Origin of the sequence: Mesorhizobium sp. M1078 (assembly GCF_040318615.1) — a bacterium.
GTDB lineage: Bacteria > Pseudomonadota > Alphaproteobacteria > Rhizobiales > Rhizobiaceae > Mesorhizobium.
In genome coordinates this window covers 1-23,901 of record NZ_JAMYMP010000008.1, presented here as the reverse complement: position 1 = coordinate 23,901, position 23,901 = coordinate 1, and the positions used below count along the sequence as shown (strand labels likewise).

At 64.0% G+C, this 23,901-nt stretch carries 21 protein-coding genes; 10 read left to right on the top strand and 11 right to left on the bottom strand.

The genetic code is table 11. The features are described 5' to 3' along the window. Window positions 1-248 precede the first annotated feature (248 nt). The 3 genes from thiP (at window position 249) to NKH38_RS13185 (ending at window position 4,354) form a co-directional block, all read left to right on the top strand. Complete coding sequence (gene thiP, locus NKH38_RS13195; protein WP_352459870.1) at window positions 249-1,856, top strand: thiamine/thiamine pyrophosphate ABC transporter permease; 1,608 nt, start codon at window positions 249-251, stop codon at window positions 1,854-1,856. After that, window positions 1,853-2,617: a thiamine ABC transporter ATP-binding protein gene (gene thiQ, locus NKH38_RS13190; RefSeq protein ID WP_352459869.1), complete on the top strand. Its 765-nt coding sequence runs from the start codon at window positions 1,853-1,855 to the stop codon at window positions 2,615-2,617. The genes thiP and thiQ overlap by 4 nt, the downstream gene beginning before the upstream one ends. A 330-nt stretch (window positions 2,618-2,947) precedes the next feature. Further along, entirely contained in the window at window positions 2,948-4,354 is a 1,407-nt protein-coding gene (locus NKH38_RS13185; protein ID WP_245260137.1) for a M48 family metalloprotease, read from the top strand. A gap of 82 nt (window positions 4,355-4,436) precedes the next feature. Here the strand turns inward: NKH38_RS13185 and NKH38_RS13180 are convergent, their stop codons facing one another. After that, window positions 4,437-5,294 carry an RNA polymerase factor sigma-32 gene (locus tag NKH38_RS13180; protein ID WP_023693606.1) on the bottom strand — a complete coding sequence of 286 codons (858 nt, stop codon included), beginning with the start codon at window positions 5,292-5,294 and terminating at the stop codon, window positions 4,437-4,439. A 397-nt stretch (window positions 5,295-5,691) separates the two neighbouring features. Between NKH38_RS13180 and NKH38_RS13175 the strand changes: the two genes are divergently transcribed. The 3 genes from NKH38_RS13175 (at window position 5,692) to NKH38_RS13165 (ending at window position 8,047) form a co-directional block, all read left to right on the top strand. Further along, window positions 5,692-6,465, top strand: a complete 774-nt coding sequence (locus NKH38_RS13175; RefSeq protein WP_023707253.1) for an amino acid ABC transporter substrate-binding protein — start codon at window positions 5,692-5,694, stop codon at window positions 6,463-6,465. A 137-nt stretch (window positions 6,466-6,602) separates the two neighbouring features. Then, on the top strand, window positions 6,603-7,283 hold the full coding sequence (locus tag NKH38_RS13170) for an amino acid ABC transporter permease (protein ID WP_023693608.1): 681 nt from the start codon (window positions 6,603-6,605) through the stop codon (window positions 7,281-7,283). After that, the gene (locus NKH38_RS13165; RefSeq protein WP_023685808.1) at window positions 7,280-8,047 is read left to right on the top strand and encodes an amino acid ABC transporter ATP-binding protein; all 768 of its coding nucleotides are present in this window, start codon (window positions 7,280-7,282) and stop codon (window positions 8,045-8,047) included. Before NKH38_RS13170 ends, NKH38_RS13165 begins: the two co-directional genes overlap by 4 nt. 197 nt (window positions 8,048-8,244) lie before the next feature. Here the strand turns inward: NKH38_RS13165 and NKH38_RS13160 are convergent, their stop codons facing one another. From NKH38_RS13160 to NKH38_RS13140, 5 genes are all read right to left on the bottom strand, one after another. Beyond that, window positions 8,245-8,826: a CarD family transcriptional regulator gene (locus NKH38_RS13160; RefSeq protein WP_023673664.1), complete on the bottom strand. Its 582-nt coding sequence runs from the start codon at window positions 8,824-8,826 to the stop codon at window positions 8,245-8,247. A 426-nt stretch (window positions 8,827-9,252) separates the two neighbouring features. Further along, a complete protein-coding gene (fdxA, locus tag NKH38_RS13155; RefSeq protein WP_013529180.1) occupies window positions 9,253-9,591 on the bottom strand; it encodes a ferredoxin FdxA in 339 nt (112 codons plus the stop codon). Between the two features lie 253 nt (window positions 9,592-9,844). Beyond that, a complete protein-coding gene (locus tag NKH38_RS13150) occupies window positions 9,845-10,231 on the bottom strand; it encodes an RNA-binding S4 domain-containing protein (protein WP_023693611.1) in 387 nt (128 codons plus the stop codon). A gap of 17 nt (window positions 10,232-10,248) precedes the next feature. Continuing rightward, window positions 10,249-13,794 (bottom strand): helicase-related protein, encoded by a 3,546-nt coding sequence (locus tag NKH38_RS13145; protein ID WP_352761360.1) that lies wholly within the window; start codon window positions 13,792-13,794, stop codon window positions 10,249-10,251. 635 nt (window positions 13,795-14,429) lie between these two features. Next, window positions 14,430-15,011, bottom strand: coding sequence for a TetR/AcrR family transcriptional regulator (locus tag NKH38_RS13140; protein WP_023693613.1), 582 nt, complete (start codon window positions 15,009-15,011; stop codon window positions 14,430-14,432). An 82-nt stretch (window positions 15,012-15,093) separates the two neighbouring features. Here NKH38_RS13140 and NKH38_RS13135 point away from each other — a divergent pair, with 82 nt between their 5' ends. Then, a complete protein-coding gene (locus NKH38_RS13135) occupies window positions 15,094-16,344 on the top strand; it encodes an FAD-dependent oxidoreductase (RefSeq protein WP_023693614.1) in 1,251 nt (416 codons plus the stop codon). A gap of 49 nt (window positions 16,345-16,393) precedes the next feature. Here the strand turns inward: NKH38_RS13135 and phbB are convergent, their stop codons facing one another. Both phbB and NKH38_RS13125 read right to left on the bottom strand, forming a co-directional pair. Then, a complete protein-coding gene (gene phbB / locus NKH38_RS13130; protein ID WP_352760931.1) occupies window positions 16,394-17,119 on the bottom strand; it encodes an acetoacetyl-CoA reductase in 726 nt (241 codons plus the stop codon). A 129-nt stretch (window positions 17,120-17,248) separates the two neighbouring features. Continuing rightward, complete coding sequence (locus NKH38_RS13125; protein ID WP_023673832.1) at window positions 17,249-18,433, bottom strand: acetyl-CoA C-acetyltransferase; 1,185 nt, start codon at window positions 18,431-18,433, stop codon at window positions 17,249-17,251. 302 nt (window positions 18,434-18,735) lie between these two features. Between NKH38_RS13125 and phaR the strand changes: the two genes are divergently transcribed. Continuing rightward, window positions 18,736-19,350 carry a polyhydroxyalkanoate synthesis repressor PhaR gene (gene phaR, locus NKH38_RS13120; protein WP_023685813.1) on the top strand — a complete coding sequence of 205 codons (615 nt, stop codon included), beginning with the start codon at window positions 18,736-18,738 and terminating at the stop codon, window positions 19,348-19,350. Window positions 19,351-19,408: 58 nt separating this feature from the next. Here the strand turns inward: phaR and NKH38_RS13115 are convergent, their stop codons facing one another. Together NKH38_RS13115 and NKH38_RS13110 are read right to left on the bottom strand one after the other, a co-directional pair. Then, the gene (locus NKH38_RS13115) at window positions 19,409-19,843 is read right to left on the bottom strand and encodes a GNAT family N-acetyltransferase (RefSeq protein WP_352760926.1); all 435 of its coding nucleotides are present in this window, start codon (window positions 19,841-19,843) and stop codon (window positions 19,409-19,411) included. A gap of 50 nt (window positions 19,844-19,893) precedes the next feature. After that, window positions 19,894-20,313, bottom strand: coding sequence for a rhodanese-like domain-containing protein (locus NKH38_RS13110; RefSeq protein WP_352760923.1), 420 nt, complete (start codon window positions 20,311-20,313; stop codon window positions 19,894-19,896). A gap of 89 nt (window positions 20,314-20,402) precedes the next feature. Here NKH38_RS13110 and ftrA point away from each other — a divergent pair, with 89 nt between their 5' ends. Further along, window positions 20,403-21,395, top strand: coding sequence for a transcriptional regulator FtrA (gene ftrA / locus NKH38_RS13105; RefSeq protein WP_502896596.1), 993 nt, complete (start codon window positions 20,403-20,405; stop codon window positions 21,393-21,395). Window positions 21,396-21,422: 27 nt separating this feature from the next. Here ftrA and NKH38_RS13100 read toward each other — a convergent pair whose 3' ends face one another. Beyond that, window positions 21,423-22,562 (bottom strand): citrate/2-methylcitrate synthase, encoded by a 1,140-nt coding sequence (locus tag NKH38_RS13100; RefSeq protein WP_352639752.1) that lies wholly within the window; start codon window positions 22,560-22,562, stop codon window positions 21,423-21,425. 93 nt (window positions 22,563-22,655) lie between these two features. On the opposite strand from NKH38_RS13100, the gene NKH38_RS13095 reads away from it, so the two are divergent. Beyond that, window positions 22,656-23,744, top strand: a complete 1,089-nt coding sequence (locus NKH38_RS13095) for a citrate synthase/methylcitrate synthase (RefSeq protein ID WP_352760918.1) — start codon at window positions 22,656-22,658, stop codon at window positions 23,742-23,744. Window positions 23,745-23,901 lie beyond the last annotated feature (157 nt).

Below are 23,901 nucleotides of genomic sequence, written 5' to 3'. Positions count from 1 at the left end.
AATTCAGGATGGCGCTTGAACACCCCCCTCTGGCCTGCCGGCCATCTCCCCCGCAAGGGGGGAGATCAAGCGCTCGAAAGCTTTCGTCAACCTCCAACGCGGCGAGGATGGGGCGGGGAGCGAAGCTGCTAATCTCCCCCCTTGCGGGGGAGATGTCCGGCAGGACAGAGGGGGGTGGGCGGGAACTCGACCTCCGTGAAATATTTCCGTCAGCAGCCAACATGCGATGTAGGGTTGGATAGCACGAAATGCGTGCGCACTATCCCTCTGACCCCCGCATCACGGCCGGCATTGTCGCGCTTGCGGCAATCGCGCTGCTGATCGGTGGCGCCTTCGCCGGCCTTATCCGGGAAGGCGCGCACGACCTTTCCGGCGCCGCGTCCGCCTTTGACCTCTATCTCGTGCGCGTTGTCCGCTTCACGCTCTGGCAGGCTGCGCTCTCGACTCTGCTTTCCGTCGTACCGGCGCTGTTCGTCGCCCGCGCGCTGTCGCGGCATCCGCGCTTCTTCGGACGCGGCTTCATCCTGCAGCTGTTTACTGTGCCCCTTGCCTTGCCGGCGATTGTCGCAGCGCTGGGCATACTGGCGCTCTATGGCCGCGCCGGTTATTTCGCCGCGATCGGTGGCCAGAGCTGGCCCGACATCTATGGGCTGCCAGGCATCCTCGTCGCCCACGTCTTCTTCAACCTGCCGCTGGCCACCCGGCTGTTCCTCGAAGCGCTGGGAACGGTGCCGGCCGATCAATGGCGGCTGGCGAGCCAGCTCGGCATGGGGGCGAGGCCAGCCTTCCGGCTGATCGAGTGGCCGGTGCTGCGCGCCGCGCTGCCGGGCGTCGCCGGGCTTGTCTTCATGCTTTGCATCACCTCCTTCACCATCGTGCTGATCCTCGGCGGCGGGCCGGCGGCGACGACGCTGGAAGTCGCCATCTATCAGGCGCTGCGTTTCGACTTCGATCCGGCGCGAGCGGTGACGCTGACGGTGCTGCAGATCGCGCTGACTTTTGCCGTCATGCTGGCGCTGACGCGGCTCGGCGCCAATGTGACCGGCGACGCCAATTTGCCTGTCGCGCCGCGCCGCTATCACTTGGCCGGCAAAGCAGAAACAGCGTTCAACGCCGTCCTGATCGTGCTCGCCTTGCTGTTCGTCGCCGGACCAATGGCGGCCACCGTCGCGTCCGGCCTCGACGCCGATCTCGGCCGGTTGGCGGGCGAGAGTGCCGTGCGTCAGGCGACGCTGACCAGCGCCGGTCTCGCCTTCTCGGCGGCGCTACTTTCGGTGGCGCTGTCGCTGTCGCTGATCATGGCGCGTCGGGCATTGTCGCTGCGCCGCCGGTCCAGTGCCCGTTCATTGCTCGAGCATGCCACCGACACCGGCGCCGGCTTCGTCCTCGTCGTGCCGCCCGTCGTCATCGGCGCCGGCTGGTTTCTCCTGCTGCGCACGGTCAGCGATGTCTTTGCCATCGCGCCGGTCATGGTCGTCACCGTCAATGCGGTGATGGCGATGCCCTTTGCCATCCGCGCGATGCGCCCGGCCTATGATGCGGCCAGCGAGCGCCACGAGAAGCTGTGCGCGCAGCTCGGCATTGCGGGCTGGAACCGGCTGCTTCTGGTCGACTGGCCATCGCTCCGGCGGCCGCTGGCCACCGGCTTTGCCTTCGCCGTGGCGCTGTCGCTCGGCGATCTCGGCGTCATCGCGCTGTTCGGCAGCGATTCGGTGCAGACCTTGCCCTATCTCCTGCTGGCGCGCATGGGCAGCTATCGCACGGCCGATGCTGCCGGGCTGGCTTTGCTGCTCGGGGCGGTCTGCCTTGCATTGGTGGTCGCGGCAGACTGGCTGGGACGGGGAGAGAGATCGTGACGTCCGCTGTGGAGAAAGGCACGACTGTCCGGCTGGACAAGGTCTCGTTCAGCTATGGCGAAACGTCATTCCTGTTCGATGTCGAATTCGATACATCTAAGATCACCGCCATCATGGGGGCAAGTGGTTCGGGCAAATCGACCTTGCTCAATCTGGTGGCTGGTTTCGAGACGCCGGAGTCCGGTCGTGTGCTGATCGGCGGCGCCGATGTCGGCGCCGAGCCGCCTTCGGCGCGGCCGGTATCGATGGTATTCCAGGAAAACAATCTGTTTGCTCATCTCTCGGTGGAGAAGAATGTCGGGCTCGGCCGCTCGCCATCGCTCAACCTGACCGACGCCGATCGCGCCGCAATCGCCGAGGCGCTTGACCGCGTCGGCCTGGCCGGCAAGGAAATGCGCCTGCCCCGCGAACTCTCCGGCGGCGAAAGGCAGCGCGTGGCGCTCGCCCGCGTTCTGGTGCGCGACCGGCCAGTGCTGCTGCTCGACGAGCCGTTCGCTTCGCTCGGGCCAGCACTGCGCGACGACATGCTCGACCTGGTGGCCGGCGTTCATGCCGAGCGGGCGATGACGGTGCTGTTCGTCACGCATCAGCCGGAAGACGCTCGCCGTATCGGCGAGCAGATGGTTTTTCTGGACAATGGCAGGGTTGCCGCGACGGGACCTGCCGCCGATTTTTTCGACGGCACTGGCCCTGAAGCGTTTCGGCGCTATATCGGCGCAAGTTCGGGCGGATCACGCGATATTGCCCGGAAGCGGACATAATTTACGACCAAACCGGCTACAGGTGATGTGGCGCTTGCTTGCCATGGTCCAGTCGATGTGGCTAGGTCCGCTTAGTACTGGTCCGGCACGAGCCGTGATTTGCCCCTACAGCGCCGCACCCGGCCGGATGCGTAAACGCTGTAGGTTTTTTGATGTGTGCAGGATTGCCAACGAAAACCGATTTTTCGCTGGCGCGGACCCCGGTCCAAATCATGCGCCGAGAGCTGAAGGAACGCCGTGCTGCCGACCGGCACTGACACTTTGAAACGCAGACCGCTGGTGCGCTTCCTCGCGCTGGCCGGCCTTGCCGTGGCGCTGGCCAGCTGCCAGATGTTCACGCCTCCCGAAGTGCAGGAATCCGGCTTCCAGCCTTCCGACAAGCCGATCACGGTCGACAATGTCGCCGCCAACAGCAAGCTTGCCGAACTGGCGAAGGCGCAACATCCGCGTATCCTTGCCACCTATGGCGGCGAATATTCCGATCCCAAGCTCGAGCGCATGGTGGCCAAGGTTGTCGGCAGCCTGACCGTGGTGTCGGCCAATCCGACCCAGACCTATCGCATCACCATCCTCAATTCGCCCAACGTCAACGCTTTCGCGCTGCCGGGCGGCTATCTCTACGTCACCCGCGGCCTGCTGGCGCTGGCCAATGATTCGGCCGAACTCGCCGCCGTCATCGCGCATGAGATGGGCCACGTCACCGCCAATCACGGCTTGCAGCGCCAGCAGCTCGAGGCCGAGGAAGGCCTGGCGACCAAGGTGGTCTCCGATGTGCTGGGCGACAGCCCGACCGCCAAGCAGGCATTGATCCGCGGCAAGCTGAGGCTGGCGCAGTTCTCGCGCAACCAGGAGCTGGAGGCAGACGCGATCGGCATCAAGTCGATCGGCGAGGCGGGTTACGATCCCTATGCCGCCGGGCGTTTCCTGCAGTCGATGTCGGCCTATACCGATTTCCGCTCGATCAGCGGCGCCACCGACGCCAGCCTCGACTTCCTGGCCACGCACCCCAACACGCCGCAGCGAATTGATCTGGCGCAGCGCCACGCCCGCCAGTTCGGCGCGCCAGGCATCGGCACCCGCGACCGCGATTCCTTCCTGGCCGGGATAGACGGCCTGCTCTATGGCGACACGCCGGAAGAGGGCTATGTGCGCGGCCAGACCTTCCTGCATCCGGGCCTCGGCGTTTCGTTCACGGTGCCCGACGGCTTCATCATCGACAATTCGGCGGCGGCAGTGACGGCGACCGGTCCCGGCGACATGGCGATCCGCTTCGACGGTGTGTCGATCGACAAGGATCGTGCGCTGACCGACTACATCAGAAGCGGCTGGGTGGCCGGTCTCGACGAGACCAGTGTGCGCCAGGAGACGATCGACGGCAACCAGGCGGCGACCGCGCACGCCGGCGCCGATGGCTGGCAGTTCGACATTGCGGTGATCCGCGCCGGCGGTCAGGTCTACCGGCTTTTGACAGCGGCCCCCTCGGCCAGCACGACACTCGATCCGGTGGCACGCTCGGTCAGCGGTTCGTTCCGCGTGCTCAGCCCCGCCGAGAAGGCGGCACTGAAGCCGCTGCATATCCGCGTCGTCACGGTACAGGCCGGGCAGACGATGGGCACACTTTCGGCGCAGATGGTCGGCGTCGACCGCAAGCTCGATCTGTTCCGCGTGCTCAACGCGATGTCGCCGGGCGCCTCGGTTTCGGCCGGCGACAAGGTCAAGATCGTCACGGACAGATAGCGCCGGTCTTCGTCAGAAACCCCAGCCTTCGTAGTGCTTTTTTCTGAGATAACTCAGGGCGGTACCCCTGTTCCTGGCAATCTCACGCTGCCATGAATTCGGGGTTCTGCTTGACCAGCGCGAGCTTGAGCTTTTCCATGGCGCGGGCCTCGATCTGGCGGACACGCTCCTTGGAAATACCGAGGGTCTCGCCGAGCGCCTCAAGCGTCGCACCTTCGTCTGTCAGCCGACGCTCCTCGATGATCCTGAGTTCGCGGGCATTGAGCGCGCGGAGCGCCGTCTTCAGCCACATCAGGCGCCGTTCGACGTCGATGGTGTCGCCGGCGACCTCGTCAGGCAATGGATCGTCCGAAATCAGGAAGTCCATCCGCTCGGTGGTGCCGGCCTCATCGGCGAGCGGTGCGTTGAGCGAAGAGTCAGGTGCTGAAAGCCTGGAATCCATCTTCTCGACATCGGCCTCGGAGACGCCGAGGGCTACCGAGACTTCGCGGTAGAGCGTGGCGTTGGAGATCGGCTCGGCGCCATTGGCAAGACGGGCGCGCAGGCGCCGCAGGTTGAAGAACAGCGCCTTTTGCGCCGAAGAGGTGCCGCCGCGAACGATCGACCAGTTGCGCAGGATATAGTCCTGCATCGAAGCGCGGATCCACCATGTCGCATAGGTCGAGAAGCGCACCTCGCGCTCCGGCTCGAAACGCGCGGCTGCTTCCAGCAGCCCGACATGGCCCTCCTGGACCAGATCTCCGAGCGGCAGGCCGTAATGTCGGAATTTCGAAGCCATGGAGATGACCAGCCGCATATGGGCGACGGTGATCTGATGCAGCGCCTGCTGATCCTGGTCCTCCTTCCAGCGCAAGGCGAGAACATGTTCCTCATCGCGCTCGAGGTAGGGGGCTTTCATTGCCGTGCGGACCATGGTCCGTCCTGCCGTGTCTTCGATCATGCCGCGCTCCTGCTCCCGGACATTTTCGGACGGCCTGGCGGCCGTTATCTCTGTTTGACGCAATTCCGAAGGAAACCGCTTTCCCACTTTCCTGGAATTGCTTCGGGCCTAGCGCAGCCAAGGGTTCTTGAAATGGAAACGCGGCGCCCTACAACAAGCCATGAACGTGCCACACCGGGGATTGGTTCCGCCGCCGATGGCGGTTGTTTTGTGCGGTCCGACAGGGCGCATCGACACCGCAGATCGGGACTATTGGCACCGATCCGAGCTGCTTTGAGAATCTGATTTCTGGATCGTCGTTTTTTTGAAATCTGGTTCCTTATTTTGCTGCGCTGTATCTGTCAGTTTCCGGCTCTCACAAGCGCCGGACACCGGCCAAGGACGGGATCACACAGAAATGAAATGGCTCAATTCGCTCATCGTCGCCGGAACGCTTCAGGTTCTGGCTGTTACATCAGGCCATGCCGGCGCCAATCTTGACCAGATCAAGCAGGCCGGCACCCTCAAAGTCGGCACCGAAGGCACCTATGCGCCCTTCACCTATCATGATGCTTCCGGCGCGCTGGTCGGCTTCGACGTCGAGATCGCCAAGGCGATCGGCGACAAGCTCGGCGTCAAGGTCGAGTTCCTCGAAGGCAAATGGGACGGGCTGATCGCCGGCCTCGACGCCAACCGCTACGACGCCGTGATCAACGAGGTCGGCATCACCGACGCGCGCAAGGCCAAGTACGATTTCTCCGATCCTTACATCGCCTCCAAGGCCGTGCTGATCGTGCGCGGCGACAACACCGACATCAAGACCTTCGCCGACCTCAAGGGCAAGAAGTCGGCACAGTCGTTGACATCGAATTTCGGCAAGCTCGCCGAGACCAACGGCGCCGAACTGGTCGGCACCGACGGCTTCGACCAGTCGATCCAGCTGCTGCTCACCGGCCGCGCCGACGCCACCATCAATGACAGCCTGTCTTTCCTCGACTTCAAGAAGCACAAGCCGGACGCCAATGTGAAGATCGCCGCGCAGGAAGAGAACGCCGACTATTCCGGCGTCATCGTGCGCAAGGGTGATCCGGAGCTGGTCGCGGCGATCAACAAGGCGCTGGCCGACATCAAGGCCGACGGCACCTACAAGAGGATCGCCGATACCTATTTCGGCCAGGATGTCTCGCAGTAAAGACCATCTCCCGGCGGTTTGCCGGCAATGACCAATAGCGGCGGGCCGTCTTTGACGGCTCGCCGTTTTTCGCATGATATGAGAAGCACACAATCGCACTGCCGTCACCGCGGCGGTCTGTGAAGGAGGAGCCGTTCGTGCCGCACTGGCTACACCTGATGCTGGACTCGTTGCCGACACTGCTGTGGGCGGCGTTGATCTTCACCGTACCGCTGACATTGCTATCGTTCGCACTCGGCCTGTTCGTCGGCCTGGTTGTCGCCCTGGTGCGGCTGTTCGGTCCCAAGCCTCTGGTTGCCGTGGTCCGCTTCTATGTCTGGATCTTTCGCGGCACGCCGCTTCTGGTGCAGCTGTTCCTGATCTTTTACGGCCTGCCTTCGGTCGGCATATTGCTGGACGCTTTTCCGGCGGCGCTGATTGGCTTCACCCTCAACATAGGCGCCTACAGTTCGGAAATTATCCGCGCCGTGATCGGCTCGGTGCCGAAGGGCCAGTGGGAGGCGGCCTATTCGATCGGCATGACCTGGAGCCAGGCGATGCGGCGCACCATCCTGCCGCAAGCCGGCCGCGTCGCCGTGCCGCCGCTGTCCAACACCTTCATCTCGCTGGTCAAGGATACGTCGCTGGCCGCCGCCATCACTGTGCCGGAGATGTTCCAGGCGGCGCAGCGCATCGTCGCCACCACCTATGAGCCGCTGATCCTCTATGTCGAGGCGGCGATCCTTTATCTGGCGATGAGCTCGGTGCTTTCGGCCTTGCAGACGCGGCTGGAGGAGCGGCTCAACCGCTATGGCGGCTTCCTGGAGGCGCGCTCATGATCGGCCTCACCGACATCGAAAAGCGCTTCGGCGACAATCTGGTGCTGAAGGGCGTGACGGTCACCATTGCCGAAGGCAGCGTCACCGCGCTTGTCGGCCCCTCCGGCGGCGGCAAGAGCACACTGCTGCGCTGCATCAACCTGTTGGAGATCCCGACCTCGGGCATGGTGCGCATCGGCGACGAGACGCTGGAATTCCGTCCCGGCATCAAGATCCCCAGCCGCGACATCCAGCGCCTGCGGCTGCAGACCGGCATGGTGTTCCAGAACTTCCAGCTGTTCCCGCATCGCACCGCGATCGAGAACGTCATGGAAGGCCTGGTGACGGTGCTGAAATGGCCGACGGCAAAGGCGCGCGAGCGGGCACTGGCGCTGCTCGAGAAGGTCGGCATGGCACACAAGGCGGATGATTGGCCGGCAACGCTGTCGGGCGGCCAGCAGCAGCGTGTGGCGATCGCCCGCGCCCTGGCGCCGTCGCCGAAAGTGCTGCTCTGCGACGAGCCGACCTCGGCGCTCGATCCGGAACTGGCGCAGGAAGTGGTCGACGTGCTGGGAAAGCTCGCCAGCGAAGGCACGACCATGGTGATGGCCACGCACGACCTTCGCCTTGCCTCCAAGATTGCGCAGGAGGTGGTGTTCCTCGACGCCGGCGTCATCGTCGAGAAGGGGCCGTCCGCCGTGGTGTTCTCCAACCCGGAGCGTGAACGGACGAAGCGTTTTATTGCGACGCTGAAGCAGGAGGCGGAGAAGGAAGCCGGCGGCTGAGCCTTCTACCTCCCCCTTGTGGGGAGGTCGGACGGAAGGTCCGGGTCGGGTCTGGTGCCGTCCCCCATCCTCGCTGCTTCGCAGCGACCCTGCCTGGGCGAGCCACGGGTCTCGCCCGTCCTTGGAACCCCACAAGGGGGTAAAAACAAAAACCCGGCACAAGGCCGGGTTTTTCATGAATTCGACGGTGAAAGCGATCAGGCAGCTTCTTCCTGCTCGGCTTCCTCATTGTCGGCCTTGGCGCCGCGCTTCGGGCCCTTGTTGAGGTTGACCTCGATCAGGCGCACGGCTTCGGTTTCCGACATGCGGTTGACTGCCGCGATCTCGCGCGCCATGCGGTCGAGTGCCGCCTCATAGAGCTGACGCTCGGAATAGGACTGTTCCGGCTGGTTGTCGGCACGGTAGAGGTCGCGCACGACTTCCGAGATCGAGATCAGGTCGCCCGAATTGATCTTGGCATCATATTCCTGCGCACGGCGCGACCACATGGTGCGCTTGACGCGGGCGCGGCCCTGGACGACCTTCAGCGCGCGCTCGACATAATCCTCTTCCGACAGCTTGCGCATGCCGATGGAGGTCGCCTTGGCGACCGGAACCTTCAGGCGCATCTTGTCCTTCTGGAAGTCGATGACGAACAGTTCCAGCTTGTGGCCCGCAACTTCCTGCTCGTCGATCGAGACGATCTGGCCGACGCCGTGTGCCGGATAGACGATGTACTCGCCGGTCTTGAAACCGTGGCGTGCCGAGGTGGACTTCTTCTGCGGGGTGATCGTTGCCATTACGCCCTGAACTCCTTGTTGTGGCACCGGCGGCCTGCCGGTCCGAACGCATGCGACCGGGGACACCGATCGTTAGCCGCACAACAGATGAACCCATCGGAAAAAGCCGGGACCGGCAAACCGCATACATAGCGACTGCCTGGCCCAGATCGCTCTGGTCCGATTGGGGATTTCACCTTTCAGTGATTTGGGGCGCTTGCGCCATAAATCGACGTTGTGTCACCGGCATGTTTCAACTGGTGTAGCACAAAAAGTCGGAAGAATCAAGGTTTTGCTGCAAACGCGAAGGTCGAGCGCCATCGCCGCCTGTCAAGGCAGTTAATGTATGATGCGCGTTACGCAGCGTTATGACGATCCAATAGGCCGCACTTTTTTGCTTTGCGCATCACCCTTTCCGAAATCGATTCCGATTCCAGCGTCATGTGCTCAGTCGCCTTCGCCGGGCTCGGCGGAGAAATATTTCTCGAACTTGCCGGCCTCGCCGTCGAAGCTCTTGGCATCTGCCGGAGGCTCCTTCTTGGCGGTGATGTTGGGCCATTTCTCGGCGTATTCGGTGTTGACCTGCAGCCATTTGTCGAGGCCCGGCTCGGTGTCGGGCTTGATTGCATCGGCCGGGCATTCCGGTTCGCAGACGCCGCAGTCGATGCACTCGTCGGGATGTATGACAAGCATGTTCTCGCCCTCGTAGAAGCAGTCGACCGGACAGACCTCGATGCAGTCCATGTACTTGCATTTGATGCAGTTGTCGGTCACGACATAGGTCATTGGTCGGCTCCGGGACGTCCCGTTCTTGCTAGAGCGACGTGCGTCCACTTGGACGCATAAAGTACGCTCTGACACTTTGAATCTGCGCATCGTGCCTTCCGAAAAATCGATTTCCGATTTTCGGGCCGATGCGGCGGCTTTTTTGGTGAGGTAACGCCTTTGCCTGCCGCTTGCAAGGGCAGCCATTGCAGGCGGGGCCCGCGTGTCCGGAATGAAATTCCAGACCGCCGGCATGGCGCAGACGGCCAAGGCTTCAGTCTTCGCCGAACAGCCGGTCGGTTTGCCTGCGCTCTTTCTTGGTCGGCCGGCCGCTGCCGGCGTCGCGCAGCGCCGGAATGGCATCGGCAACAGCCTCGCCTTTTGGGGCCGGCGGCGGGGACATGTCCTCGTAGAGCGTGCGCGCTTCCTCGGCCGGACCGCGCCGCACGCCGGTGCCAAGCACCTTCCAAACGAAGATGCGGCGCTCGTGCGTAATGGTCAAAACGTCGCCAGGCTTGACCAGATCGGAGGCCTGCGCTGCTTTGTCGCTATTAATGCGGACGCGTCCGGCGACAACCAGCTTGGCCGCCAGCGAGCGCGATTTTATCGCGCGCGAAAAGAACAGCCACTTGTCGATGCGCTGACGACCTTCAGCAACCATCGCAGCGAACCTGGGGCTTATTTCTTCAACTGGTCGCGCAAGGCGGCGAGCTTGGCGAAGGGCGAGTCCGGATCGAAGCGCGCCGGGCATTCCTCGCGTGGCTTGGCCTGGAAAGCCGGCTTGGCGCCTTGCGGTCCGCCTTTGCCTTCCGGCCTGCCGCCTTTCCAGTCAGGCCGGCCCTCGCGCGGACGCTCGCCTTGCGGCTTGCCGTCGCGGCGCTGTTCGCCCTCGGCCTGCGGCTTGGGCTTGAACTTCGAACGGTCGAAGCGTGGCTTGGCGGCACCGTCGCGCTGGTCGCGCCGGCCCTGATAGGCCGGCCGTTCGCCCGGTGCCGGCTGTCCGCCGGCAGCGTCGGCCGGCGCATCGGCGCGGCTAGCCTGGCCGTTACGCGGGCGATTGTCTCTGCGGTTGTCTTGCCGATGGCGCGGGCGCTGCTCGAAACGACCCTGCCGCCACAGCAAGATGGGCTTTGGCGCTTCGGCCTCGGGGACAGGCTCAGCGCTTCCACCCTCCCCCTCGTGGGGAGGGTCGGCGCGCAGCGCCGGGGTGGGGGCAGCGTCGGCGTCGGCGGTTGCACTTGCATCGTTTGCACTATCTGCTTCGTCAGCGCTGTCACCCGCGTCGCTTTGCGCCGCGACCTCCGCCATCGAGGGAGAGGTAAGGGCGTCGGCGTTTTCGGCGACGGTGGCGTCGGCAGTGTCGTCAGCTTCCGCAACAGCCGGAGCTTCTTCCGCGATTTCTATGGGAGCTTCGACCTGTTCGTCCGCGACGGGCTCCGCCGTTGCTTCCTCGATGGCTGGAGCTTCGGCGGCGGCTTCAACGGCCGCAGTTGGCTCCGAACCCTCGGGAGGCGCGCCCGGCTGAGCGTCCGCAGCAACAGCCTCCGCTGCGGCTTCGGCGACGGGCTGCTCAGCCGCAGGCTCAGCGGCGGCAACCGCATCCGGCTCCGATCCAACGGCCGGCGCTTCAGCGGCGGCTTCTCTTGCAGCGGCTTCCGCCGCCTTGGCCTGTTCGGCTTTTGCAGCCGCGTCCGCAGCCAGCTTGGCGGCAGCCGCTTCCCGCGCCGCATTGTCCTGTGCTTCCAGCCGCGCCTTGACCTCTGCCGGCGGCTTCGGCTCGGCGCGGTAGCCAAGGCCTTTCAGGATCTCTTCCATGTCGTCGGCGGTTGCGCCGAGGATGGACATCATCGGCGGCGTCACCATGAAGGACTGGCCGTCATAGGCGCCGTCCGGGCGCTGTCCCAGACCGGGCTTCCAGTTGGTCGCAGGCCGGATCAGGTCGGCCAGCCGTTCCAGAATGTCGATGCGCACGGCGCGGCGGCCGAGATTGCGGTAGCCGGCGAGCTTGTAGAAGCTCTTGTCGAAAGCCGGATCGATGACCACCGAGGTGCGGCCGGAGGCCAGCGCGTGCACCACGTCGCCAAAGCCGGGCTTGTCCTTGCCGTCGTTCTTCAGCGCCCACAAAAGCGTGATCAGTCCGGCGGGCGCCGGCTTGATCAGCGCCGGCACGAAGACGTGGTAGGCGCCGAAGCGCACACCGAGCCGGCGCAAGGCGGCGCGACCCTCCTGGTCGAGCGACTTCATTTCCTCGGCGATGTCGCGGCGGTTGATGAGGCCGAAATGCTCGACGAGCTGGAAGGCGATGCCACGGCCGATGCCGGCGATCTGCTCGGCATTCTTCAAGTCGACCAGCGGCTTCAGCAAGGATTCGATCTGGAAATTGACGAAGCGCTCGGCGCGCGCGGCGACCTTGTCGCGGGCGGGACCGGTCAACTGCTCGTCGGCCAAAAGCACCAGGCGCGGCTTCAGCGCGTCCTCGCCGGCAACCAGCGTGCCGATCGGCGCGCCGATCCAGCGCAGCGTGCCGTCGGAGCCGAGCGCAAGGTCGCCATTGGCGCAGGCGCCGAAGCGTTCGGCACGTGCCTCGAACTCGGCGGCCAGCGCTTTTTGCGCTGCCGTACGCACGGCCTTGGCGTCTTCGCCGCCGGCGCTCTGATCGGCGGTGAAGCGGAACCCTTGCAACTCGCCGACATGATGGCCTTCGACAAGGACGGTTCCGGTAGGACTGATTTCGGCTTCAGGCATTGTATTTTCTCTAAGGCGCCGCATGAGGACGGAAGTCCTGCGGTCTACAAACCGTTTCGTCAACCGCTCATGCAGCGCATCCGACAATCTGTCTTCGATTTCGCGCGTCTTTTCCCGCCAGTGTGCCTGATCGGCCAGCCAGCCCGGCCGGTTGGACACGAATGTCCAGGTGCGGATCTGCGCAATGCGGTGCGACAGCGTGTCGATGTCCCCCTCGGTCGTATCGGCGCGGCGCACCTGCTCGGCCATGTAGTTCTCGTCGACATGGCCGTGTTTGGCGAGGTCGGTGTAGATAGAAGCGATCAGGTCGGAGTGCTGGGCCGGCGCGATCTTGCGGTAGTCCGGCAACGCGCAGGCTTCCCACAGCAGCGCGACGCGCTTGGCATTGGTAGCCAGCGCGCGGATGTCCTCGTCGCGGGAGAGATGTTCGAGCGCCTGGGCATCGACCGCCGGCAGCGCCCGCGTCAGGCCTTCGACCGGCGCGTTGGTTTCGATCGAGCGCTTCAGCGCGTCGAGGCTGGCGAAGTCGAAATGCGCGGTGCGCCATTGCAGCACCTTCACCGGATCGAACTCGTGCCCCTCGATGCGCTTGACCAACTCCTCGTCCAGCGGATCGACCTGGCCGGTGACGCCGAAGGTGCCGTCGCGCAGATGGCGGCCGGCGCGGCCGGCGATCTGGCCGAGCTCGGCCGCCGTGAGATTGCGGTACTGATAGCCGTCGAATTTGCGGTTCTGGGCGAAGGCGACATGATCGAGATCAAGGTTGAGCCCCATGCCGATGGCGTCGGTGGCGACGAGATAGTCGACGTCGCCTGCCTGGAACATTGCCACCTGGGCATTGCGGGTGCGGGGCGACAGCGCGCCGAGCACGACCGCCGCTCCTCCTTGCTGGCGGCGGATCAGCTCAGCGATGGCATAGACCTCGTCGGCGGAGAAAGCGACGATCGCCGTACGCCGCGGCAGGCGGGTCAATTTCTTCGAGCCGGCATAGGCCAGGTGCGACAGGCGAGGGCGCGTCACCACCGAGACGCCTCTCAGCAGCTTTTGCAGGATGCCATGCATGGTGGCCGCGCCGAGCAGCAGCGTTTCCTGGCGGCCGCGCAGGTGCAGGATACGGTCGGTGAAGATGTGGCCGCGCTCGAGGTCGCCGGCGAGTTGCACCTCGTCGATGGCCACGAAGGCAACGTCGGTCTCGCGCGGCATGGCTTCGACGGTGCAGACCGAATATTTCGCGCCGGGCGGCTGGATTTTTTCCTCGCCGGTGATGAGCGCCACTTTGTGGGCGCCGACCTTTTCGCAGACGCGGGCATAGACCTCGCGCGCCAGAAGGCGGAGCGGCAGGCCGATAATGCCGCTCTCATGTGCCACCATGCGCTCGATGGCGAGATGGGTCTTGCCGGTGTTGGTCGGACCCAGCACGGCAGTCACGTCGCGGCCCGACAGGATCAGCGGCTCGGTGTGTTTCGGCTGGATGTTCATCGGCCTGGAGATGAGGCTTTCTGCATCGTGTTGTCGGGAGCGCGCCTCGCGTGGCGCGTATGACAGGCGACACATAGGGATTTCAGGCGCGAAGCGAAAGCGGAATGTTCCGGCCGGCAGTCCCACGGTTCGTCGTTGAGGTCTCAATTAACAGTTGGAACGAGTCTGGAACGAATCGGCGACGAATCAGTGACTCCGGCAGATTCAGCTTTTGTTCACGGCTACATGTGGATTTTGCGAGCCTGAGTCTCACCATATGCTGAATCGCGGAAACTGGCCCGATTCCTGCAAGGCGACCATTGGCGTTAACCTTTGCCGGCGGGGCATCGTCGTGATCCGATACGCCTCGGCCAACATTATGAAATTGTTGAATTTTCTTAATCGGCCTTAACCATTTGCCGGTGATTTTCGGCCTTGGTCGTTAACGTTGCGCTCAAAGCCGGAACGAATCGGCGATGAATCAGCGATGGCGGGATTTTCCTGGTTTGTTCACCCCAACATGTTGTGTTATCCACAGCTTGTCCATCGAGAATTCACAGCTTGCGAACCGGGTTTTGCACAGGGCGCCTGGAAATCGTTAATCTTTGCGTGCCGGAACGGGTCAATCGCCGCGACAGCACTCGGTGCCCGCCGGTTCAGGCCGCGTCGTGGCCTGTTGCATAACGTTGCAACACCGGTCCCACATTCCGGATGATTTCCTCATGCGACAGGGCGACGACGGGCTCAAGCCGCAACAGATATCGGCAGGTCGCCAGGCCCAGCAGCTGGCTGGCAACCAGCCCGGCGCGCCGTCCGGCGTCCGCTGGGTCGCCTATCGATGCAACCATCGGCCTCACCTGGTTGGCGAAGACGTCGCGGACCTTCTCGGCCGCGTGCTCGTTCGACGCAGCCGAGCGTAGCAGGATTATCATGCCTGGCCCGTTGGCCTGACCTTCCCAGTTTACCAGAAAGCGCCTGATCAGCGTTTCACCGATGGCGGTAGGGTCTATCCGCTGATCCGGCAGTTGGAGGTCCACGACGGCGGCCCTGGCGAACAGCTCGTCCTTGCTGTGGAAATAACGGATCACCATGGCCGGATCGATCGAGGCCTGCGCCGCAACGTCGCGGATTGAGGTGCCGTCATAGCCGTGCTCGGAGAAAAGCCGGCGTGCGGCTTCAAGGATTTGGGCTCGTGTTCGGTCCGACTTGGTCTGCTTGTTCGGCTGCTTCTCGTTCATCCAGATTCATATGCCAACAGCCGTTGACAAATGCAATCCAACTTACTAGAAGTCAACACGTGTTGATAAATGGAGACGGGGAATGCTGCCTGAGACAACGGAAGTCCTTATCATTGGCGCCGGCCCGACTGGTATGGCGCTATCAATCGCGCTGCATCAAGCTGGCGTCGATCACGTGCTGATCGACAGACTGACGCAGGGTCTGCAAACGTCGCGCGCTGGGGTCATCCATGCGCAAACGCTGGAATCACTGGAGCCGCTCGGCCTCACGCAGCGGCTGAGTGAGCTTTCCGTGAATCTCGACGATTTCGCCATCCGCGATCGGAGCCGGGTGCTGCTCAAGCTCGATTTCGGCAAGCTGCCGTCAAAGCATCCCTACCTGATGATGCTGCCGCAGAACGTGACCGAGCAGGTGTTCGCTGAACGGATCGCGGTCCTGGGTGGCGTCATTCATCGCGAGGTCGAGGCTGTGGCCGTTGCTCAAGACAGTGACGGCGCGCGCGTGACAGTGGTCGAGCAGGGCCACGAAAAACTCATCTCGGCGCGATACGTCGTCGGAGCCGACGGCATGCAGAGCCTGGTGCGCAAGTCGACCGGCATCGAGTTCGATGGCGAGGCCTATGATGGTTCGTTTGTGCTGGCCGACGTTCGCCTGGACTGGCCTGTAGGACCGGCCGAAGTGTCGCTGTTTTTCGCACCGGCGGGCCTGGTGGTGGTGGCGCCGCTGCCGGATGGCTCGTACCGCGTCGTCGCGACGATGAAGGATGCGCCGGAAAAGCCCGGCACCGCCGACATCCAGGCATTGCTCGATAGCCGCGGGCCAACCACGACAAGAGCCCGCGTGCTCGACCTGACGTGGAGTTCGCGCTTTCGCGTGCATCATCGTCTGGTCAGGGCCTATCGCAAGGACCGGCTGTTCCTGATGGGCGATGCCGCGCATGTACACAGTCCCGCGGGTGGGCAGGGCATGAATACCGGCATCATCGACGCGGTCGTGCTTGGCCAGTTGCTTGGCGATGTGGTGAACGGCATTCGCTCGGCGACGGAACTCGACCTATACGAAAAGCTGCGCCGCCCAGCGGCTCAGGAAGTGCTCGATCTTGCGGGGAAGATGACGGAGATGGCGCTTGCCCATAATCCGGCGAAGCGGTTCGTCCGCAACCTGTCGCTTTCCTTGGTGAATCTTCTGCCGTTCGTGAAGCGTCGCATTGCGCTGAAGCTGTCGGGTCTCAGTCGGGCCTCAAACGCCCGGCTGCCGGCGCCCGCAAAGGCGCCTGGCTTAATTGCCGCCAGCAAGCCTGAGGCCAAATCAGGGCTGAAGCTCGCCGCCTGACAGTTGCGACGTTCAGGCGAATCGGCGCGTTGCCGAGTGCGGCATGACGTCAGACGAAGTACTGGCCGCCATTGGCTGTAATGGTCGAACCGGTGATGAAGCCGGCGTCTTCGGAAGCGAGGAAGACGACGCAACGCGCGATCTCTTCCGGTTCGCCGAGGCGGCCGACCGGAATCTGCGGGATGATGCGTTCATGCAGCACCTTCTCGTCGATCGCCTTGACCATCTCGGTGGCGATGTAGCCGGGGCAGATGACATTGACGGTGATGCCCGCGCGCGCGCCCTCCTGCGCCAGCGCCTTCGAGAAGCCGATGTCGCCGGCCTTTGCGGCGGAATAGTTGACCTGGCCGGCCTGGCCTTTCTGGCCGTTGATGGAGGAGATGGTGATGACGCGGCCGAATTTGCGGTCGCGCATGCCGCCCCACAGCGGATGCGTCATGTTGAAGACGCCAGACAGATTGGTGTCGATGACTTCCTTCCACTGCTCGCGCGTCAGCTTGTGGAACATGGCGTCACGGGTAATGCCGGCATTGTTGACCAGCACCGAGACCGGGCCGAGATCGGCCTCGACCTGTTTGATTCCGGCGGCGCAGGCGTCGTAGTCGGCGACCGACCATTTGTAGGTCTTGATGCCGGTTTGTGTGCTGAACTTCCCCGCTGCCTCGTCATTGCCGGCATAGTTGGCGGCAACGGTGTAACCGGCATTCTTCAGGCCGATCGATATGGCGGCGCCGATGCCGCGCGATCCACCGGTGACGAGCGCTACTTTGGTCATTGAAAGTTCTTCCTCCCTTTGGTCGGAAGAAGGGAATAGGGAGTAGGGAGTAGCGAGTAGGGATCGATATCCCGCCGCGCTGCTCCTTGTTCCCCATTCACTACTCCCTATTCACTACTCACTTCTCTTTCACAGCGCTTCCACGCACAGAGCGACGCCCATGCCGCCGCCGATGCACAGCGTGGCAAGGCCCTTCTTGGCGCCGCGGCGGCGCATCTCGAAAACCAGCGTGTTGAAGACGCGGGCGCCCGACGCGCCGATCGGATGGCCGATGGCGATGGCGCCGCCATTGACGTTGACGATCGACGTATCCCAGCCCATGCCCTTGTTGACGGCGCAGGCCTGCGCGGCGAAGGCTTCATTGGCCTCGACAAGGTCGAGGTCCTTGACCGACCAGCCGGCCTTCTCGAGCGCCCGCTTCGAGGCGGGAATAGGTCCGGTGCCCATGATCGCCGGATCGACGCCGGCCGTCGCCCATGAGGCGATGCGCACCAGCGGGGTGATGCCGCGCCTTGTGGCTTCAGCCTCGCTCATCAGCAGCGCGCCGGCGGCGCCGTCATTGATGCCCGACGCGTTGGCGGCGGTCACGGTGCCGTCCTTGTCGAAAGCCGGCTTCAGCTTGGACATGGCGTCGATGGTGGCGCCGTGGCGGATGTACTCGTCCTGGTCGACGACAGTGTCGCCCTTCCTGCCCTTGATCGTGAAGGCGACGATCTCGTCCTTGAACTTGCCGGCCTTCTGCGCGGCCTCGGCCTTGTTTTGCGAGGCCAGCGCAAACTGATCCTGGTCGTCGCGGGTGATCTGGAACTGGCGGGCGACGTTCTCGGCGGTGTTGCCCATGTGGTAGCCGTTGAAGGCGTCCCACAACCCGTCCTTGATCATGGTATCGATCATCTTGTAGTCGCCCATCTTGACGCCGGCGCGCAGGTGCTCGGCGTGCGGCGACAGCGACATCGATTCCTGGCCGCCGGCGATGATCACAGTGGCGTCGCCGGCGGCGATCTGCTGCATGCCGAGCGCGATGGCGCGCAGGCCAGAGCCGCAAACCTGGTTGAGCCCCCAGGCGGTGGTCTCCTTGGGCAGGCCGGCATTGATCGACGCCTGGCGGGCGGGGTTCTGGCCCTGCGCGGCGGTCAGCACCTGGCCGAGAATGACCTCGTCGACTTCACCCGGCTCGACGCCGGCGCGCGCCAAAAGCTCCCTGATGACGACGGCGCCAAGTTCATGCGCCGGGGTGGCGGCGAAGGCGCCGTTGAAAGAGCCGACAGCCGTGCGTGCGGCGCTGGCAACGACGATTGAATTGGAAGCGGACATTTTTCTCTCCAGACTTCGAGGTGTCGTGTTCTTGGGGCCTTGTTGGGACTTTTCTTGCCCGTTCCACACCCCAAGTCAAACCGGAAATGGGCATGCCGGCCAAGCGCCGCAAGCAGGGCGTGAGCGGCCGGCGGGATCGCCCAACCTTTGCTGCGCAGCATAATTGGCCGGCCATGCAGCAATAAATGATGCCGCACTGCACAAAGCGCTTGGAATTATAGAGCTTTTGCGCATATCCTTAAAAATGGCGCAATCGTTACCGGCGGCTTACTCAGGCGCGCCGGTGTCCCGGGAGGATGCTGATGGCCGCGAAAGACGACCCTATCATTATCAAGAAATATGCCAATCGCCGGCTCTACAACACCGGCACCAGCACCTATGTCACGCTCGAGGATCTGGCCGAGATGGTCAAGAAGGGCGAGGAGTTCACCGTCCAGGACGCCAAGACCGGTGACGACATTACCCATCCGGTGCTGACGCAGATCATCTTCGAACTGGAGAACAAGGATGGGCAGAACATGCTGCCGATCCCGTTCCTGCGTCAGCTGATCGCTTTCTATGGCGACCAGATGCAGCAGATCGTGCCGAGCTTCCTCGAACAGTCGATGATGGCCTTCTCCAAGGAACAGGAGCGGTTCCGCGAGCAGATGAAGGGCGCGATCGGCAAGTCGCCGCTGGATGTGATGAAGATCGCCACGCCGATCAAGGCGCTGGAAGAGCAGACACGCCGCAACATGGAAATGTTCCAGAACGCGATGCGCCTGTTCACGCCGTTCCCGACCGCCGCCACAAATGCTGCGGCCGCGGCTGCACCCGAGCCGGCCCGCAAGGATGTCCCGGAAAAGAGCGGCGACGACCTTCAGGAACTGAAGCAACAGATCGCCGCCATGCAGCGCAAGCTTGACACCATGTCGTAAGCGACCGCTGCATGATCGAACGCCTCAGTTTGGTGAGGCGGCTTTTACGGGTCGATTTTCAGCTGCCACGGTTCCCAGATATCGTCGGGCTGGCCGTCGAGCGAGCGGCTTTGGCCGGCGAGTTGGATTTCAGCACCGTCCATTTGATGGCGGAGGCGCCAATGCTCAAAGCGTGTTGGCGAAGCTGTTCAACAAGCGCATGGCCGACCCCCATCCCGCGCGTCGCTTCAGTGACGTAGAGTTCCTTCAGCCAGACAACCGGCTTCAGGTCGTAGGTCCAGGGGATGAGGTAGTGGACGGCGATGCCGACGATCACGCCCTCTCGCTCCGCCACCAACACGCCGAACCGGGGCGATGGTCCCAGCCCGTGCTCGAGGAGGTTCGCTTCGGTGACGCGAAGCTTGTCGTCATAACCCTCGAAGACAGCTAGCGCCCGCATGAGGGCGAGCACCGCACCGACATCCTGGCGCTCGAATGGACGAATTCTAACCATGGCCTTCTGCATGCTTGCCCAGTCTTCAAGGCCGACCATTTCGCGTGGCCTCACGCGTGCAAGACACCGGGCTCCTTGCCTGAAGCGAAAGGAAGGTCCTCGTCCTGCCAACCGGTTATGCCGCCGATCATGATCTTCACGGGACGACCGAGGCTGGCCAGCTTGAAGGCCGCCTGATCCGCGCCATTGCAATGCGGTCCCGCGCAATAGACGACGAACAGCGTCTTTTCGGGCCATTGCACCATCCGCTCGGCCGATATTTCGCGGTGCGGCAGATGCAGCGCGCCCGGCACATGGCGGCTTCCATAGGCTTCCGGCGACCCGACCACATGCAGGAGAACAAAGTCCGGCTCCCCGGCACGCAGTGCGGCGGCGACGTCGGAACAGTCGGTCTCGACGGAAAGCCGGCGCAGAAAATGGTCGCGGGCGATATCCGGCGATGCCGCCGGAATGTCTGTCACGTGGCTCATCCTCGTATCTCCATTGCTGATGCGACGGAGAGATAAGACAGGAAGCAGGGCGATTGCAGCTGGCAGCTTTGCCATATATCGTCAAGATCATGCCATCCTCTGCCAATCCGCGCCCTGCCAACTCTCTTGTCGTTGCCGTTGCCTATGACGGGCTGTGCACGTTCGAGTTTGGCGTGGCGGTTGAGATCTTCGCCTTGCCCCGGCCGGAAATGGGTGAGGATTGGTACCGTTTTGCCGTTGCCGGGATCGATGGCGGTGAAATGCGCGCGCTGGGCGGCGTGCGTATTGTTGCCGACGGCGGGATCGATCTGATCGGCCAGGCCGGCACGGTGATCGTACCGGGATGGCGCGGAACGGAGGCTCCGGTGCCGCCGGCGCTGATCGAGGCGCTGCGGAAGGCGAGCGAGCGCGGCGCTCGCATTCTTTCGATCTGTTCGGGCGTGTTCGTGCTTGCGGCGGCCGGCCTGCTTGCGGGCAAAAGAGCGACGACGCACTGGCGCTACAGCGAGAAGCTGACGGAGATGTACCCCGACATCACCGTGATTCCGGACGTTTTGTACATCGATGAGGGCAATGTGCTGACATCGGCAGGCAGTGCCGCGGGCATCGACCTCTGCCTGCATCTGGTTCGGCGCGACTTCGGCACCAAGGCTGCAAACATGGTGGCGCGTCGTCTGGTCGTGCCGCCGCATCGCGACGGCGGCCAGGCGCAGTATGTCGAGAGTTCCGTTCCCGAGCCACATGAGCGCAGCCGGCTTGGACCGTTGATCGACAGGATGCGCGCCGATATTGCCGCCGACTATCCCGTCGCCATCTTGGCCGAGCTTGCCGGGATGAGCGAGCGGACATTCCTGCGCCGGTTCGCGGCCGCGACCGGTGTCACGCCGGCGCGCTGGCTGCTGTCGGAACGGCTTTCGCGGGCGCGCACGCTGCTGGAAGACACCGCCATGCCGATCGAACGGATTGCCGAGACCGCCGGCTTTGGCGCGGCAGGCACGCTGCGGCATCACTTCCGCCGGCAATTCGCCACGACGCCTGTCGCTTATCGTGCGCGGTTTGGGAGCACGGCCAGGTCGGCCTGACGCATATCACCAGAAGGCAATGCGCGGTCAGGTCATGGATCCGACATAGCGGCCACGCGGCCTGATGATGCTGCCGCTAATGATCTGTTCGACCATATGCGCGGCCCAGCCGACGCTGCGTCCAAGCGCGAATAGCTGGAACGGTGCATCGCGCGGCAAGCCAAGGCCGCGCGTCAGAGCGGCCAAGGCAAAGTCGATGTTGGGGTGCGCGCCGGTCGCCGCCATGGCGGCTTTTTGCAACTGTTGCAGTGTCTCGTCGACAGGGATGACTGCCAGAAGTGCGGTGGCACGGGGATCGCCGTCGGGATAGAGCGGATGGCCGAACGCCGGCAAGGGCCGATCATGGCCGAGCCAGCGCCGGATCGCCGCATCCGCGCCGTGGGCTGCTGCATCTTCAGCCAGTTGCATCACCGCTTCGCCGGCGCCACCGTGGCGCGGGCCGGACAGCGTTGCCAGGCCGGCCAGCAGGCATGCGGCAGGCGAGGCGCCTGTGGACGCTGCGACGCGGGCGGCGAAGGTCGATGCGTTGAGTTCATGATCGGCGAGCAGGACGAGGGCGCAGCGGATCGCTTCCGCGCCGGCATCATCCACCGACCAGCCCTGCGCCAGGCGCTTATGGACGGGCGCTGTGCCGGCTTCAGCGCCCAGCGACTGCGCCAGCGCTCCGACTGTGCGCGCGGCCTCGGTGCACAGCGAGGCGGCGCTGCGTCCTAGCGAAGGCCGCCCGTGGCCTGCAAGCATGGCAAGCTGCGCAAAGGCCGAGGCGCGGCCGACTGGATGAGGCGCTTCAGATGACGGAGCTTTGAACATCACCGGTTCAGGCGAGGCCCAGAGCACAGCAGCGGTTTCCTCCAGCGTCGCCGCTTTGGAAAGCGCAACGGCGTCTTGCCCTCGGTAGGTCAGTCGGCCGTGCAGCACAGTCGAAATCGCGGTGACAATCGAGGGTTCGCCCCAGGCGATCGCACTCTCGGCGATGGCCGAGGGACTGCGGCCGCGCGCCCGGCGGGTCGCCAATGCCGCGATGTCATCGGCGCGGTACTGGCTGCGGCGCGGGTCGCTCTCATCCGGCCGCATGCCGATGCGGCCACGGCTGACATAGGCGTAGAGCGTCTGCGGCCGGACCTTGAGCCTTTCCAGCGCCTCTTCCCGCGACAGCCATTCGGACATTTTTAGCTCACATATTGATTATATTGATCAAGATTGATCGAGGCGCAGCCCAACCCTTATCTCCCATGCAGAAAAGCTGCAAGGAGATGAGATATGGCGAACGGGCTCGATGATGTGGTGGCGGCGGAGACCGTGCTCTCCGATGTCGATGGCCTTGGCGGCCGCCTGACGATCCGCGGTCATTCGCTGCCGGAATTGGCGGGACGCTGGCGCTATGCGCAAGTGGTTCGCCTGTTGCTCGACGGCTTCTTCGACGGCCTTCCCGGCGATGCCGAACTGGCAGCGAGGCTGGGCAAGGCTCGCGTCGAGGTGTTCGAGCGGCTTGCGCCCTCGCTGCCGCTGCTCGCACCGCTTGAGATCTATAGCGCCATGCGCGCCGGCATGGCGCTGCTGCCGGATGGCGAGACGCTGACGGACGCCTTGCGGCTGATCGCGGCGCCCGCCGTGCTGACGCCGGCTCTGCTGCGGCTGGCGCGCGGCGAGCAGCCGACCGCACCTGACGCTAAGGCCGATCATGCCGCCGACATGCTGAGGATGCTCGAGGGATCCGTCCCGTCGCCGGCGCTGGCAAGGGCACTCGACACCTATCTGGTGACCGTGTGCGATCACGGCCTCAACGCCTCGACCTTTGCCACCCGCGTCGTCGCATCGACGCTGGCAGGGCTGACATCGTCGGTGCTGGCCGGGCTCGGCGCGCTCAAGGGGCCGCTGCACGGCGGCGCGCCCGGCCCGGTGATCGAGATGCTCGATGCAATCCAGGCGCATGGCGACGCGGCCGGTTGGCTGCGCGAGAAGGTCGCGCATGGCGAGCGCATCATGGGTTTCGGCCATCGTATCTACCGCGTGCGCGATCCGCGCGCCGATGTGCTGAAAGCCGTCGTGCGGCAGCTCGGCAGCGAAGGCGAAGCCGGCCGCCGCCTGGCCTTCGCCGAACAGGTCGAGCAGACGGCGCTCGAAGTGCTGCGGATCGCCAAGCCGCAGCGCTCGCTGCAGACCAATGTCGAGTTCTACACAGCGCTTGTGCTTGAGGCGGCGGGCTTTCCGCCACAGGCGTTCAGCAATGTCTTTGCCGCCGGACGTGTCGCCGGCTGGATCGCGCATGCGCGCGAACAGCAGACGACCGGGCGGCTGATCCGGCCACAGTCGCGCTATGTCGGGCCGGTGCCGAAGCTTGTTGCTTGAGGTTTTTGCGAAGAGGACCCCCACCCTAGCTGTTTGATCCCAGGCTTTGATGGTGCATACTTTTCGTCCGAATCAAAGGATGCGCTATGGGCCAGGTTCTTCATGGGAGCGCCACGACGACAGAGGCGATCCGTCGAGCGATACAGCATAGTCAAGA

Excerpts from the sequence above, each read along its gene's own strand:
- NKH38_RS13110 (WP_352760923.1), bottom strand. The coding sequence starts at position 20,313 with ATGAGCCACGTGACAGACATTCCGGCGGCATCGCCGGATATCGCCCGC.
- phbB (WP_352760931.1), bottom strand. The coding sequence starts at position 17,119 with ATGACCAAAGTAGCGCTCGTCACCGGTGGATCGCGCGGCATCGGCGCC.
- thiP (WP_352459870.1), top strand. The coding sequence starts at position 249 with ATGCGTGCGCACTATCCCTCTGACCCCCGCATCACGGCCGGCATTGTC.
- NKH38_RS13175 (WP_023707253.1), top strand. The coding sequence starts at position 5,692 with ATGAAATGGCTCAATTCGCTCATCGTCGCCGGAACGCTTCAGGTTCTG.
- fdxA (WP_013529180.1), bottom strand. The coding sequence starts at position 9,591 with ATGACCTATGTCGTGACCGACAACTGCATCAAATGCAAGTACATGGAC.
- ftrA (WP_502896596.1), top strand. The coding sequence starts at position 20,403 with ATGCCATCCTCTGCCAATCCGCGCCCTGCCAACTCTCTTGTCGTTGCC.
- NKH38_RS13140 (WP_023693613.1), bottom strand. The coding sequence starts at position 15,011 with ATGAACGAGAAGCAGCCGAACAAGCAGACCAAGTCGGACCGAACACGA.
- NKH38_RS13135 (WP_023693614.1), top strand. The coding sequence starts at position 15,094 with ATGCTGCCTGAGACAACGGAAGTCCTTATCATTGGCGCCGGCCCGACT.
- NKH38_RS13125 (WP_023673832.1), bottom strand. The coding sequence starts at position 18,433 with ATGTCCGCTTCCAATTCAATCGTCGTTGCCAGCGCCGCACGCACGGCT.
- NKH38_RS13150 (WP_023693611.1), bottom strand. The coding sequence starts at position 10,231 with ATGGTTGCTGAAGGTCGTCAGCGCATCGACAAGTGGCTGTTCTTTTCG.
- NKH38_RS13115 (WP_352760926.1), bottom strand. The coding sequence starts at position 19,843 with ATGGTTAGAATTCGTCCATTCGAGCGCCAGGATGTCGGTGCGGTGCTC.
- phaR (WP_023685813.1), top strand. The coding sequence starts at position 18,736 with ATGGCCGCGAAAGACGACCCTATCATTATCAAGAAATATGCCAATCGC.
- NKH38_RS13180 (WP_023693606.1), bottom strand. The coding sequence starts at position 5,294 with ATGATCGAAGACACGGCAGGACGGACCATGGTCCGCACGGCAATGAAA.
- NKH38_RS13145 (WP_352761360.1), bottom strand. The coding sequence starts at position 13,794 with ATGAACATCCAGCCGAAACACACCGAGCCGCTGATCCTGTCGGGCCGC.
- NKH38_RS13100 (WP_352639752.1), bottom strand. The coding sequence starts at position 22,562 with ATGTCCGAATGGCTGTCGCGGGAAGAGGCGCTGGAAAGGCTCAAGGTC.
- NKH38_RS13185 (WP_245260137.1), top strand. The coding sequence starts at position 2,948 with ATGTTCACGCCTCCCGAAGTGCAGGAATCCGGCTTCCAGCCTTCCGAC.
- NKH38_RS13165 (WP_023685808.1), top strand. The coding sequence starts at position 7,280 with ATGATCGGCCTCACCGACATCGAAAAGCGCTTCGGCGACAATCTGGTG.
- NKH38_RS13160 (WP_023673664.1), bottom strand. The coding sequence starts at position 8,826 with ATGGCAACGATCACCCCGCAGAAGAAGTCCACCTCGGCACGCCACGGT.
- NKH38_RS13095 (WP_352760918.1), top strand. The coding sequence starts at position 22,656 with ATGGCGAACGGGCTCGATGATGTGGTGGCGGCGGAGACCGTGCTCTCC.